The organism is Bradyrhizobium sp. IC4059 (genome assembly GCF_020193615.1).
Classification (GTDB): Bacteria; Pseudomonadota; Alphaproteobacteria; order Rhizobiales; family Xanthobacteraceae; genus Bradyrhizobium; species Bradyrhizobium yuanmingense.
On the sequence record NZ_JADYVH010000005.1, the window covers coordinates 119,389 to 132,608 of the forward strand.

Below are 13,220 nucleotides of genomic sequence, written 5' to 3' on the forward strand. Positions count from 1 at the left end.
AATAGGTCACGGCGAACATCGTTATGGAGTAGCATCTTTTTTCCGGCGCGGCGTGCCGACCGCAAAGGCACGGCTATTTCTGCTCCAGCCGCCAGACGCCGTCCCAATCGGGATCCGGCGGATTGGCCGCAAATTGAGCGATGCGGCCGAGCATCGTGCGCGAGGGGCCGTCGCCGGGGACCGCCTCGAGCGCCGCGTTGAAGGCGGCGCGGGCCTCGTCGAAGCGCCGCGCACGATAGGCGGCGAGACCATCGGCATAATGCGTGCGCAAGCTCACTTGCGCATCGCTGAGCGCGCCCGGTCTCGCCATCAGCTCGAAGATCGCCTGCGGCGCGCTTTGGCCCGCGACCGCCAGACGATCGATCTCGCGCAATTCCAGGCGCGATCCGATCCCGTCCGCGGTCGCCTGCGAGATCAGGATGCGGGTGCCGTAGACCTTGTTGACGGCCTCCAGCCGCGAGGCGAGATTCACGGCATCGCCCATCACGGTGAAGCTCATCATCAGCTCGGAACCGATACTGCCGGTCAGGACCTCGCCCGTGGCGATGCCGATGCGAAGATCGCACGGCGCCGGCATGGCGCGGATGCCGAGCAGGTCCGGCAGCTGCTTCTGCAGCGCGGGCACCTGATCGGTCATCTCGACGGCGGCGAGCCCTGCGAGCAGACCCTGCTCATCCTCCTCGATGAAGGGCGGCCCCCAATAGGACATGATGGCGTCGCCGATATATTTGTCGATGATCCCGCGATTGTTCCTGATGGGAGCGGACATCACGGTGAAGTAGTGGTTCATCACCTTGACGAGGCCGCGCGGCGTCATGCCCTCGCTCATCGAGGTGAAGCCGCTCATGTCGCAGAACAAGATGGTCATCACCCGGCGCTCACCGTCGATGGCGACCTCCGGCCGGTCGATCAGGCCCTGCACCACCTTCGGGTCGATGTAACGGCCGAAGGTCTCGCGAATGCGCTCGTTGTGCCTGAGCTGCTCGATCATGCGGTTGAAGGCGGCAGCGAGCTCGCCGATCTCGTCCTGTGTCGAGACGGTGATGGGCTTGTCGAACCGGCCCGCCTCGACCTCGCGGGCGCCGGCCAGCAGCAGGCGCACCGGTCGCGTGATGCCGCTACTCACCAGCAGCGCAAACACGAAGCCGACGATCGCCGCGAGCAGGGTTACGACCCCCGACACGATGATGGTCTGGTGCTGGCGGCCGATCACCTGAGACGTCGAGAAATAGACCTGCGCCAGCATGTCGGCGCGGATCGCATCGACCTTCCGGTTGAACGCATCGCGCAGCGTGTCGAGGTGTTCCAGCGTGCCGCGGGCCGCAGCCATATCCTTGGCGTCGACCTGCTTGAGCAGTTTCGCATTGCCCTCGTCCAGATCGCGCCGCAGCTCGGTGACGGAGCTTTCGATCCGGACGTCGAGCCGTGCCAGCGCGGCGTTGTCGGAATACGTCCTGGGGTCGTCGATGATCGCGTTGATGAGCTTGCGAGCGGCCTCGGCCTCCCGCTCGAAATTGCGGTCCAAGGCCTCGAAGTCGCGAAGCCGCGCCGCGTAGGCCTCCTCGTCCGACGGCGCCTCCATCCTGGTCATCACCATCCGCCGCTGCGCCAGCGCCCGTTCCAGCGAGCGGATGTTCGCGCGCGCCAGATGGCTATAGGCCGGGATGTAGCGGTTGGTCAGCTCGTCGAGCAAAATGCCGACCTGGCTGGACATCACCATCGACAGGATCGAGGTGACCAGCATCAGGACGATCAATCCGAGCGCGATGCCGACGATCTTGCGCCGGATCGACTGGTTGAAAATCGGCATAGGTACAGGGCAAAGGCTGAAAGGATGAAGCGAGGGAACTCATACACCGGATTTGGCCGAGGCAACACGTGCAATCTGGCCGTTCTGGCGTCCTGTACCGCGCGCAATCGTCGCGCGAAGCCTGGTCGTTAACAAAAGGTTAAAACCGCTACCTCTTCCGTCCTTTCGGAAGTTCCCCAGTTCCAATCCGTATTTTGCCGCATTGTTGCGACAGCCTGAGGATGCGACACGATGCCGACGCATCGATCGGTACTTTGATTCGCAAGCCGCATGTCGCGGACCTTGGTTTGTAGTGGTTTTCGCAGGGGGGACCATCCAATGAACCAGTGCCTACGCTCGCTCGCGTGTGTCGTTGCCGTGGCCGCGATGGCCCTCCTTCCCACCGAGCTTGCGGCGAAGAGCAGTCAAAAATCATCCGCACCGAAGAAGACGCATGAGGCGAAAGCGGGCAAGCACCGCCACGCCTCCGCCGGCAAAGCGCGGCACGGCAAGCACGCCGAGGCCAAGCGCAAATCGAAGAAGGCGGTCGAGGAGCCCGCGGCCAAGCCGCCGCTGACTGGCGATCTTGCCGCGCTCAAGGACGCCATCGACCTGACGCGCAAGGGCAAGACCGAAGACGCGAGCGCTGCGCGCGACCGCATCACGGACCCTGCCGGACAGAAGCTCGCCGACTGGTTCATGCTGCGCCATCCCGACAGCACCGCGAATTTCAAGCGCTACGCCGCCTTCCTCGCCGCCAATCCCGGTTGGCCGAGCAGCGCCCTGCTCCGCCGCCGTGCCGAGGCACGGCTGTGGCAGGAGAAGGCCGACGCGGCCATCGTGCACAAGTTCACGATGGATCGCCCGACCAGCGCCAAGGGCAAGTTCGCACTCGCGCGCGTCCTGCTCGCCGAAGGTGAGACCGACAGGGCTGCGCGGCTGGTCCGGGAAACCTGGCGCGCGGAGGAACTGTCCGAGCGGAGCGAAGAGGACTCCTATGCGGCGTTCGGCGACCTTCTGTCCGCCGACGATCACCGCGCGCGCATGGACAAGCGCCTCGGCGCCAAGGATTATGCAGGTGCGCGGCGCGCGGCGAAGCGGCTCGGCGAGGACGCGCTCGCGATCGTGAAGGCCTGCGCCGCCGTCACCGGCAAGGCGAGCAAGGCCAAGGATCTGCTCGAGGACGTCGCGGCCGAGGAGCGACGCGATCTCGGTTACGTGCTGTGCCGCGCGCAGTGGCATCTTCAGAACGACCGCATCGACGACGCGGCCGAGGTGATCCTCGCTGCCAAGCCCGACATGATGGCCGCGCAGGACACCGATGCCTGGTGGCGCGAGCGCCGCATGCTGGCGCGCAAGCTGCTCGATCAGGGCAAGGCCAGGATCGCCTATGACGTGGTGCACACGGCCGCGGTGCCGGAAAAGGAGGTCTACCGCGTCGACTATCACTTCATGTGCGGCTGGATCGCGCTACGCTATCTCGACGATCCCAAGACGGCGATGGTGCATTTCGCCTCGATCGACGCTGGCTCGTCCAATCCGATCGCGCTGTCGCGGGCGCATTACTGGCGCGGCCGCGCGGCCGAAGCCATGGGCGCGGCGGCCGACGCGCGCATGAGCTACCGGGCGGCGGCGCGCTATCACACCGCCTATTACGGCCAGCTCGCCCGCGCCAGGCTCGGCCTCGACGGCATCGAACTGCGTCCGCCCTCGCCGGTGCTGGCCTCGGCCGATGCGCAGCTTGCGGACGAGCGCGTGCGCGCCGCCGACATGCTCTACGGCATCGGCGAGCGCGACATGGTGTTCTATTACGCCGAGGATTTCGCCAAAGAGAGCACCGACGTCGCCGCGCTGGAAGCGCTCGGCGAGCTTGCGGGCCGGCGCAACGATGCGCGCGTGATGCTGGAGGTCGGCAAGACCGCGCTGGCGCGCGGGCTCGCGCTTGACCATTACGCCTTCCCGACCATCGGCATCCCCGAGCACAAGCAGGTCGCACCGGCGATCGAGACCAGCGTGATCTATTCGGTGGCACGCACCGAGAGCTCGTTCGAGCAGCGCGACAAGTCGCATGCCAACGCGGTCGGGCTGATGCAGGTGACGCCGGAAGCGGGACGCGACACCGCGAAGCGCTTCGGCCTGACTTACGACTGGGACAGGATGGTCTCCGACCCCGTCTACAACACGCAGATGGGCGCCGCCGAGCTCAGCGCGCTGTTCTCGGAATATCGCGGTAACCAGATCATGACCTTCGCCGGATACAATGCCGGCCGCGGCCGCGTGCGCGAATGGGTGCAGAAGCGCGGTGATCCCCGGGACCCCAACGTCGACCCGGTCGACTGGGTGGAGCGCATCCCGCTGTCCGAGACGCGCAACTACGTCCAGCGCGTGATGGAGAACGTGCTGGTCTACCGGGCAAGGTTCGAGGGCAGCAGCATGATCGCCGGCAAGAGCGACCAGCGCGTGGTGACGCACGAGGCCAGCGCAACGGAGCCAGCGGCGGCCGCAGCACCCATTCCCTGATCAACGCCGCCGGGGCTGGACGCGGCGCCTGCAAGAATACGGTGCTGCGGCTTCTACGCGCGTGCAGCCGCGCAGCTAAAGCGCGATGCGATTAGGATGAATCGTCATCGCGCTTTACGTTATTGTTTGAGCATGATCGTTTCGGAAAACCGCTTCACACTTTTCCGGATCATGCTCTAGGTGTCACCTCCTTCCATCGTGATCGGGTCGCGACTGTCCAAATAGGCGCCGGTCAAAGCTCTCGCGAAGGTCCAGGCAGTGATCGTGCAGCCCCAGCACCAGACGGCACTCATCACCGTCAACGTCTGGATCATGCTGCCAGCGGCGAGCTCGACCTTGCCGGCAATTGGTTCCGTCCGCCCAGGCACCGGCCACTGCATGAACAGCGTGGAGAATTCGCCGCGCCGGTAACAATCGTCGTCACAGTAACGGCGCTGCGTCCGCGCATGGCGGACATAGCCGGAGCGGAGCGACCGCGAGCATGTGCTGCACGCGGCCGCGTGCAACGGCGGCTCGTGATTGACCACCACGAATTTCATGAAGCCGCTCTCACGCCATCTTTGGCGAGCGTCTCGCAGAACAGCGCGTAGCACTGATGATCGCAGTAAGGCAGACGGGTCGCAATCTCGCGCAAATAGCTGCCGCTGATCGGCTCGCAGCACTGCATGCACGAGGTCTGCCGGAAGGGGGTCCGGCCGTTGACCAGCACGAAAGCGAATCTCATGTGGCACCTCCCAAAGCGAAGCAGTAAACGCTGTCGAGCGGAGACAGTGCGGGCGGTGGAGCGCACAGATGGTTCCGGCCGTCCGGATTATCCCTGTTTCGCTCCACCTTTTGCGGTGGGATCAGAATGTATCTCCCGTCCTCCCGGCGCCGCGCATAGATCTGGCCGTCGATGTACTTGATGTCGGTCGGATAACAGTCGGCGCTGTTGCAACAACTGAGGCTCGGGTTATCAGGCATGTGCCAGGTGGAATAGAACTTTTCGTGCAGCGCCTGGTCCTGGGGTGGGTGCTTGCGATGAACGGCACCGTGTCCCGTCTCCTGTGCCTGGCCGGCCGCGATGGGGGCGATGAGAACGATCCAGCAGAAGAGCTTGCATGAGCGGTTCAACGCACGGCCTCCCGGATCAACTCTCCAATCCAGCCTTATGCGACCTGGGCCCGAAACAACCACCGGCGGTCGCGTTCGCTTCGCGTGCGGAAACGATCAACGCACTTCTTGGAGCAGAGCGCCGTGCGCCAGGAATAGTAGCGGATCAGGCCAAACTTGCCGCCGCACACCGCACAGCCCTTGACTGAGGAGCAACTTTCGGACGCCGATGGGCGACGCTCAGGAAGTACCGACATATCGCACATTGCTGTCTCCCTCTGTTGCTTGCGCTTTTCTCGGCTGTTCGCTTCGACACTCCCGATGGTCGAGAGGCTAGTCCGCCGGGCACGAAACGCTCAATTGTACGGAGGTAAAATGGCCGACATGACTAGGCATGGAGGAGCTATACCTAAGTTTGTCCCGTATTCGCCCGGGCCCACGCGGCCCGAGTTCAACGAGACGGCGCACGACGCACCGGCTGCACGGTCACCGTGAACCTCGGCCGGCACGGTGTCCTTGAGGCGCCGCAATGGACCTGGCGGTGAGCGGACGGTCCAAAGGCGAACGTCATGACGGCCGACCCGACTTTGGCTGGAATTGCTCCTCTGGCCGCAACGTGCTCTACTCCTGTTCACGCAGAGAGTGCCGGGAGCGTCAGCGATGAAGCCTGGCCGGGCAGCGACGTTCGGAAAGTCAGCCGCGCAATTCCTCGTCGGCTGCTTGAGGCAAACTGTTCCCGCCAAGCAGCGCACCGATGCCAATGCCGCCGACTTGCTCGAGGCGGTCAAGCAATGGCAGCAGGTCTTCGAGCACACGCCGGTCATGTACTTCATGGTCGATCCGGCCGGTACCGTGATCAACGTGAACACATTCGGCGCCGAGCAGCTGGGCTACACGCCGGCGGAGTTGATCGGCCGATCCGTGCTGGATGTCTTCCTCGCGGAAGATCGCGCCACTGTCCGCGCCTGTGTCGCGTTGTGCCTCAAGACCCTTGATCAGTCACACACCTGGGAGATCCGGAAGGTTCGCAAGGACGGCTCGATGTTATGGGTGCGCGAGAACGCCAAGGCCATGCTGCGAGCCAATGGCGGGCCGATCGTGCTGGTCGCCTGCGAGAACATCACTGAGCGGAAGGAGGCCGAGAACGCGCTGCGACAGAGCGAGGCTTATCTCGCCCAGGCGCAAGAATTGAGCCACACTGGTAGTTTTGGCTGGAAGGCCGCAACCCGCGAGATCACCTGGTCCAAGGAGACCTATCGCATCTTCGAATGCGAGGAAGGGACGAAGCCCGCGATCCCCTTCATGCTCCAGCGGATCCATCCGGAGGACCGGCTCGCTGTGCAGCAGACGACGGGCCGGGCGGCGCGCGAGGGCAAGGACTATGATCACGAATACCGGCTGGTGATGCCCGACGGTTCCATCAAATACGTCCGAGCGGTGGCACGGGCAACGCGAGATGCGAGCGGTCGCGTTGAGTTCGTCGGATCGGTCACCGACATCACCGCGACCAAGGAGGCAGAACGCAGGCTTCGTGACAGCGAGCAGCGCTTTCGCGACTATGCCGAAACCGCGTCTGACTGGTTCTGGGAAACCGGGCCGGACCACCGGGTCACCCAGATATCCGAGCACTCCGATACCAACACCGCCCCCGCCGGCCTGATCGGGCTCACGCGTTGGGACATTGCGCCCGACGCCGCTCTCGAGCCCGAAAAATGGCGACAACATCGAGCGGCGCTCGACGCCCACGTCCCGTTCCGCGACTTGGTGTACCGCAGCAAAGACCGTAGTGGGCAGCCGATCTACGTCCGGACCAGCGGCAAGCCCTTCTTCGACGCGGACGGCACTTTCCTGGGCTACCGTGGCGTTTGCACGGACGTAACCGCCGCCATCCGGGCCAACCAAGCCGAAGACGCGCTGCGCAAGGCCCAGGCCGAGCTCGCCCATGTGACACGTGTCACGACACTGGGTGAGCTGACCGCTTCGATTGCCCACGAAATCAATCAGCCGCTCGCTGCAGTGATCGCAAACGCCGACGCCTGCCTCGCCTGGCTGCAGCGCAGTCCGCCGGATCTCAAAGCGGCCCGCCGCTCGGTCGAGTGGATCATCGAGGACGGCAGGCGTGCCGGCGACGTGATCCGTCACGTTCGGGCGCTCGCCAAGCGTTCTGACATCGAGATGGTTCCGCTCGACGCCAATGCGGTCGTGCGGGAGGCCGTCGCGCTGGTTCAACGCGAGATGGCCAGCCACGCCGTGTCCGTCCGCATGGAGCTGTCGTCGGCACTGCCGAGGATCTTTGGCGATCGCATCCAATTGCAGCAGGTCCTGATCAACCTGATCATGAACGGGATCGAGGCCATGGCAGACGTCCACGATCGCCCGCGCGAGCTGGCGATTCGCTCACAGGCGAGCGGCGATAGCGCGATGCAGGTGAGCGTTTCCGACTGCGGAACCGGCATCAGCGAACAGGCGATAGACCGCCTGTTCACGCCGTTCTTCACCACGAAGTCCTCCGGCATGGGCATGGGCCTGTCGATCTGTCGATCGATCATCGAGGCCCATGGCGGACGACTTTCCGCCATACCAAATCAGGAGCGCGGCGCGACTTTTCAGATCACCTTGCCTCTCCACCGAGAGGAAGCATCGTGACCGAGCGCGCGGAATCTTCGCCGCCGCAGAAGGACGGCGATCAGCCCCTTGTCCTCATCGTCGACGACGACGCGTCCATGCGCCGTGCGCTCACCAATCTGTTCGAGTCGGTCGGTCTCAAGGTCGAAGCATTCGGCTCGGCGCCGCAGCTCCTCCAGGCCAAGCCGCCAGACGTCCCGAGCTGCCTGGTGCTCGACATCCGCCTGCCCGGAACGAGCGGCCTCGAGCTGCAGGCCGACCTTGCAAAGGCAAATATCCACACGCCTATCATCTTCATTACCGGTCATGGCGATATCCCCATGACGGTTCGGGCCATGAAGAGCGGGGCGATCGACTTCTTGACCAAGCCGGTCCGCGATCAGGACATTCTCGACGCAGTTCAGGCCGCGATCGAGCGAGACCGCAAGCGCCGCGACCTCAACAGGTTGGTCTCGACGGTCAGATCACGCTTCGAGTCACTGTCCTCGCGGGAGCGAGACGTATTGTCACTGGTGACGTCCGGCCTGATGAACAAGCAGGTCGCCGCCCAGCTCGGATTGGCCGAAATCACCGTCAAGATCTACCGCGGCCAGATCATGCGGAAGATGGGCGCGAAGTCGCTGGCCGATCTGGTGAGAATGAGCGAGGCGCTCGGGATTGGCCCGAACAAGCCCGATGCACAAACCTAAGTATGAGTTTCCAATCGTGACCGGCAGGTCCACCTTGCGCCTTTATGTTCTAGCCGTGGCGACGGCAAGCGTAATTCCCGGCGAGGAGCGGACGTCTTGTCAGTGGCTTCGGTCATCTCGGTGCTTGACGACGACCCCTACGTTCGGGCCGCGATCAACAATCTCCTGGAATCGCGCGGATACAACGTCCACACATTCGCCTCGGCGGAAGAGTTCCTGAGCTCGACCGATTCGAGCGACACCTCGTGCGTGATCGCCGACGTGCAGATGCCGCTGATGAGCGGAATCGATCTGTTGACGAGGATGCGGGCGCAGGGGTCGGCTACGCCGTTCATATTCATCACAGCTTTCCCGGATGAGGGCGTGCGTGTGCGGGCGCTCGATGCGGGCGCAATCTGTTTTCTCGGTAAGCCGTTCGCCGCCTCGGATCTGATGCAATGCCTGGACCGTGCGCTGGCACCAGGTCACCAAACCACGTCGTGAGCGCCCCGCCGCCAGCAAACGCGGCGGTGACGCCGCGAGGAGTGCGCCGCCGGTTCAATCCACCTTGATGTTGGCCGCCTTGATGATCGGCCACCATTTCGCGATCTCGGCCTTTTGCCGCGTGCCAAGCGCTTCGGGCGTGAGCTGATCCTTCGGTGTCATCTCGAGACCCTGGCTTTCGAGCTGCTTCCTCACCGCAGGATCGTTCAGCGCCTCCACGGCCGCGGCGTTGAGCTTTGCGACGATCTCCTTCGGTGTGCCCTTCGGCACCCACATGCCCGACCACAGCGTCATGTTGAAGCCTTTCAGGCCCGCCTCGTCCGCGGTCGGAATCTCGGGTGCGGAGGCGAGGCGTTTGTCGTCGGTGACGGCATAGGCGCGGATGGTGCCGGCGCGGACCTGGCTGATGGAATTGGAGGTCTGGTCCACGATGATGTCGATCTGGCCGGCGATGAGATCGTTCAATGCCGGTGCAGTGCCGCGATACGGCACGTATTGCAACTTGATGCCGGAGACGCTCTCGAAATAGACGCCGGCGATGTGGCTGCCGGAGCCCGCGCCGGCCGTGCCGGCGGTCGGCGGCGACGGTCGCGACTTCAGCCAGTCGATCAGCTCCTTCAGCGAGGTCGCCGGCACCGCATTCTTGCTGACCACGATCATCGGGTTGCTCGGCAGCAGCACCACCGGCTCGAGGTCGGCAACGAGGTCGAATTTGAGCTTGTAGACGGCGCCGTTGGCGACGTGGGTCCCGAGATGGCCGAACGAGATGGTGTAGCCGTCGGGCGGCGATTGCACGGCACGGCCGACACCGATCGAGCCGCCTGCTCCGGTGACGTTTTCGATCACGACCGGCTGGCCCAGCGGCACCCGCATACGCTCGGCGAGCACCCGCGCCATTGCGTCCGAAGGGCCCCCGGCCGCGAACGGCACGATGATGGTAATGGGACGCGAGGGAAAATCGTCGGCGCGCGCGGCGCCTGCAACAGCGAGAACAGCAATCAGCGCAGCCCAGAAGGCCTTCTTCATTGTCTTCTCCCCAGTGATGTCTTTTTCTTCACCTCGCCCCGCTTGCGGGGAGAGGTCGAATTGCGAAGCAATTCGGGTGAGGGGGAGTCTCCGCGAACTCAACTGTCACTGTGTTTGCGGAAGCAGCCCCTCACCCCGACCCTCTCCCCGTAAGAACGGGGAGAGGGAGAAGCAAGTTAGAACTTCGAATAGTCAATCGGCTTGTGGCGATCGAGCGTGCGGGTGACCGGCGGCAGCGGATATTTCAGGCCGGTCGCGCAGTTGAACAGCATGACGCGATCGGGCTTGCTGACCCGGCCGTCGGCGAGACTTTCCTTGTAGGCGGCGTAGGTCGCGGCACCCTCGGGGCAGAGCAAGAGCCCCTCCTCGCGCGCGACCTCGTTCAGCGCCGCCGAGATCTTGTCGTCATCGACGGCAATGGCAAAACCTTTGCTCTCGCGCACGGCACGCAGGATGAGGAAATCGCCGATTGCCTGCGGCACGCGGATGCCCGAGGCGATGGTGTGTGCGTCCTCCCAGCGCGTCGCATGCTCGGTCCCGGCCTCATAGGCGCGCACCATCGGCGCGCAGCCGGAGGCCTGCACCGCGACCATGCGCGGGCGCTTTGAGCCGATGAAGCCGATCTTCTCCAGCTCGTCGAACGCCTTCCACATCCCGATCAGGCCGGTGCCGCCGCCGGTCGGATAGAAGATCACGTCAGGCACGTCCCAGCCGAGCTGCTCGGCGAGCTCGAGGCCCATCGTCTTCTTGCCCTCGATGCGGTACGGCTCCTTCAAGGTCGAGGTGTCGAACCAGCCGACTTTCGCCTTGCCCTCGCCGACGATCTTGCCGCAATCGTCGATATAGCCGTTGACGCGGTAGACGGTCGCGCCCTGCAGCTCGATCTCGCTGACGTTCACTTCGGGCGTATCGGCCGGGCAGAAGATCGTGGTCTTGATGCCGCAGGACGTGGCGTAGGCCGCCAGCGCCGCGCCGGCATTGCCGTTGGTCGGCATCGCCATGTGCTTGATGCCGAGCGCCTTGCCCATCGACACCGCCATCACGAGGCCGCGCGCCTTGAATGAGCCGGTCGGCAGCCGTCCCTCGTCCTTGACGATGATCTCGCCGCCGCCGAGTTTTGCGCCGAGCTTCGGCAGCCGGATCAGGGGCGTCGTGACTTCGCCGAGCGAGACGATGTCCTTGCATTTGCGCACCGGCAGCAGCTCGCGATAGCGCCACATGTCGCCGGGGCGCTGGGCGAGCGCATCCTTGGTCAGCGCCTTCTTCACGCCCGCGAGGTCGTAGCGGACCAGAAGCGGCTTGCCGGCCTTGGAGAGGTTGTGAACCTCGTCGGCCGCGTAATGATCGCCCTCCATCGCGCATTCGAGATGGGTGACGAAGGTCGGGCGTTCGATGGTGAGATTGTCGTTGTCGTTCATGGGATGATTTCCTTCTTGTTCTGCAAACAGCTCTCTCTGCTCGTCATTGCGAGCGAAGCGAAGCAATCCAGAATCTTTCCGCAGCTGCAGTCTGGATTGCTTCGCTTCGCTCGCAATGACGGCGGCGGGCGACGCGCTCGCCCCTCAAATGTTCAACACCCGTCCATACGCATCCAGCACGGCTTCCTTCATCATCTCCGATAGGGTCGGATGCGGGAAGACCGTGTGCATCAGCTCTTCTTCCGTCGTCTCCAGATTCATGGCGACGACGTAGCCCTGGATCAGCTCGGTGACCTCCGCGCCGACCATGTGGGCCCCGAGCAGTTGGCCGGTCTTCTTGTCAAAGATGACTTTGACCAGGCCCTGATCCTCGCCGAGCGCGATCGCCTTGCCGTTGCCGACGAAGGGAAAGCGGCCGACGCGGATCTCGCGGCCGTTCTCCTTGGCCTTGGCTTCCGTCAAGCCGACCGATGCAACCTGCGGGTAGCAATAGGTGCAGCCCGGGATCATGTTCTTGTCGAGGGGATGCGGATTGAGGCCCTTGATCGCTTCGACGCAGATCACGCCCTCATGCTCGGCCTTGTGCGCCAGCATCGGGGGGCCGGCAACGTCGCCGATCGCGTAGATGCCGGGGACGTTGGTCTTGCCGTAGCCGTCGACCACGATGATGCCGCGGTCGGTCTTCACGCCGACTTTTTCCAGGCCGAGATTCTCGATGTTGCCGACGACGCCGACCGCCGAGATCACGCGCTCGAACTCTGATGTGACAGGCTTGCCCTTGCCGTCGTCGATGGTGGCGAGGACGCTGTCGGCCTTCTTCTCCAGCTTGGTGACCTTGGTCGAGGACATGATCTTGATGCCCTGCTTCTCCAGCCGCTTGCGGGCGAGGCCCGCGATCTCGGCGTCCTCGACGGGCAGAATCTGCGGCAGCACCTCGACCACGGTGACGTCGCTTCCCATGGTGTGGAAGAACGAGGCGAACTCGATGCCTATCGCGCCGGAGCCGACCACCAGCAGCGACTTCGGCATCCGCTCCGGCACCATCGCCTCGAAATAGGTCCAGACCAGCTTCTTGTCCGGCTCGAGGCCGGGCAGCACGCGCGGCCGCGCGCCGGTGGCGACGATGATGTGCTTGGCCTGGTAGGTCCCCTCGCCTAGCGCGCCCTTCGGGCCCTCGACGTCGGACTTCTTCACCGTGACCTTGCCGGGCGCATCGATCGAGGCCGCGCCCCAGATCACGCTGACCTTGTTCTTCTTCATCAGGAAGCCGACGCCGTCGTTGAGGCGCTTGGAGACGCCGCGCGAACGCTGCACCACCGCCTTCGGATCGAACGAGACCTTCTCGGCGGAGAGCCCGTAGTCCTTCGCGTGCTGCATGTAGTGGTAGATCTCGGCCGAACGCAGCAGCGCCTTGGTCGGAATGCAGCCCCAGTTGAGGCAGATGCCGCCGAGATAGGATTTTTCGACGATCGCGGTCTTGAGGCCGAGCTGCGCGGCGCGGATGGCGGTGACATAGCCGCCGGGGCCGGAGCCGATGATGATGACGTCGAAGGATGTGTCGGCCATAGCGGCTCCCGT

Annotated in this window: 11 protein-coding genes; 4 read left to right on the top strand and 7 right to left on the bottom strand. The window is 64.3% G+C overall.

From position 1 onward, the window contains the following. Positions 1-73: 73 nt before the first annotated feature. A complete protein-coding gene (locus I6F12_RS17140; RefSeq protein ID WP_225147107.1) occupies positions 74-1,810 on the bottom strand; it encodes an adenylate/guanylate cyclase domain-containing protein in 1,737 nt (578 codons plus the stop codon). A gap of 318 nt (positions 1,811-2,128) precedes the next feature. Here I6F12_RS17140 and I6F12_RS17145 point away from each other — a divergent pair, with 318 nt between their 5' ends. Beyond that, positions 2,129-4,309, top strand: coding sequence for a lytic transglycosylase domain-containing protein (locus I6F12_RS17145; RefSeq protein WP_109143654.1), 2,181 nt, complete (start codon positions 2,129-2,131; stop codon positions 4,307-4,309). Positions 4,310-4,485: 176 nt separating this feature from the next. Here I6F12_RS17145 and I6F12_RS17150 read toward each other — a convergent pair whose 3' ends face one another. From I6F12_RS17150 to I6F12_RS17160, 3 genes are read right to left on the bottom strand one after another with little or no spacing between them, the layout of a single operon-like run. After that, a complete protein-coding gene (locus tag I6F12_RS17150) occupies positions 4,486-4,848 on the bottom strand; it encodes a hypothetical protein (protein ID WP_225156881.1) in 363 nt (120 codons plus the stop codon). Further along, positions 4,845-5,033 (bottom strand): hypothetical protein, encoded by a 189-nt coding sequence (locus I6F12_RS17155; protein ID WP_036009825.1) that lies wholly within the window; start codon positions 5,031-5,033, stop codon positions 4,845-4,847. Before I6F12_RS17155 ends, I6F12_RS17150 begins: the two co-directional genes overlap by 4 nt. Further along, a complete protein-coding gene (locus I6F12_RS17160; protein ID WP_036031659.1) occupies positions 5,030-5,422 on the bottom strand; it encodes a hypothetical protein in 393 nt (130 codons plus the stop codon). The genes I6F12_RS17155 and I6F12_RS17160 overlap by 4 nt, the downstream gene beginning before the upstream one ends. Positions 5,423-6,061: 639 nt before the next feature. Between I6F12_RS17160 and I6F12_RS17165 the strand changes: the two genes are divergently transcribed. The 3 genes from I6F12_RS17165 (at position 6,062) to I6F12_RS17175 (ending at position 9,198) form a co-directional block, all read left to right on the top strand. After that, the gene (locus I6F12_RS17165; RefSeq protein ID WP_225147210.1) at positions 6,062-8,047 is read left to right on the top strand and encodes a PAS domain S-box protein; all 1,986 of its coding nucleotides are present in this window, start codon (positions 6,062-6,064) and stop codon (positions 8,045-8,047) included. Beyond that, the gene (locus I6F12_RS17170; RefSeq protein WP_128265721.1) at positions 8,044-8,715 is read left to right on the top strand and encodes a response regulator transcription factor; all 672 of its coding nucleotides are present in this window, start codon (positions 8,044-8,046) and stop codon (positions 8,713-8,715) included. The genes I6F12_RS17165 and I6F12_RS17170 overlap by 4 nt, the downstream gene beginning before the upstream one ends. Positions 8,716-8,811: 96 nt before the next feature. Beyond that, on the top strand, positions 8,812-9,198 hold the full coding sequence (locus I6F12_RS17175; protein WP_036009834.1) for a response regulator: 387 nt from the start codon (positions 8,812-8,814) through the stop codon (positions 9,196-9,198). A gap of 54 nt (positions 9,199-9,252) precedes the next feature. On the opposite strand, the gene I6F12_RS17180 is transcribed toward I6F12_RS17175, so the two are convergent. The 3 genes from I6F12_RS17180 to lpdA all read right to left on the bottom strand — a co-directional run bounded on the left by I6F12_RS17180 (position 9,253) and on the right by lpdA (position 13,208). After that, entirely contained in the window at positions 9,253-10,224 is a 972-nt protein-coding gene (locus tag I6F12_RS17180; RefSeq protein ID WP_225156882.1) for a tripartite tricarboxylate transporter substrate binding protein BugD, read from the bottom strand. A 176-nt stretch (positions 10,225-10,400) separates the two neighbouring features. Then, positions 10,401-11,642: a threonine synthase gene (locus I6F12_RS17185; RefSeq protein ID WP_225156883.1), complete on the bottom strand. Its 1,242-nt coding sequence runs from the start codon at positions 11,640-11,642 to the stop codon at positions 10,401-10,403. A gap of 144 nt (positions 11,643-11,786) precedes the next feature. After that, positions 11,787-13,208, bottom strand: coding sequence for a dihydrolipoyl dehydrogenase (lpdA, locus tag I6F12_RS17190; protein ID WP_225156884.1), 1,422 nt, complete (start codon positions 13,206-13,208; stop codon positions 11,787-11,789). Positions 13,209-13,220 lie beyond the last annotated feature (12 nt).

Excerpts from the sequence above, each read along its gene's own strand:
- I6F12_RS17140 (WP_225147107.1), bottom strand. The coding sequence starts at position 1,810 with ATGCCGATTTTCAACCAGTCGATCCGGCGCAAGATCGTCGGCATCGCG.
- I6F12_RS17145 (WP_109143654.1), top strand. The coding sequence starts at position 2,129 with ATGAACCAGTGCCTACGCTCGCTCGCGTGTGTCGTTGCCGTGGCCGCG.
- I6F12_RS17150 (WP_225156881.1), bottom strand. The coding sequence starts at position 4,848 with ATGAAATTCGTGGTGGTCAATCACGAGCCGCCGTTGCACGCGGCCGCG.
- I6F12_RS17155 (WP_036009825.1), bottom strand. The coding sequence starts at position 5,033 with ATGAGATTCGCTTTCGTGCTGGTCAACGGCCGGACCCCCTTCCGGCAG.
- I6F12_RS17165 (WP_225147210.1), top strand. The coding sequence starts at position 6,062 with ATGAAGCCTGGCCGGGCAGCGACGTTCGGAAAGTCAGCCGCGCAATTC.
- I6F12_RS17180 (WP_225156882.1), bottom strand. The coding sequence starts at position 10,224 with ATGAAGAAGGCCTTCTGGGCTGCGCTGATTGCTGTTCTCGCTGTTGCA.
- I6F12_RS17185 (WP_225156883.1), bottom strand. The coding sequence starts at position 11,642 with ATGAACGACAACGACAATCTCACCATCGAACGCCCGACCTTCGTCACC.
- lpdA (WP_225156884.1), bottom strand. The coding sequence starts at position 13,208 with ATGGCCGACACATCCTTCGACGTCATCATCATCGGCTCCGGCCCCGGC.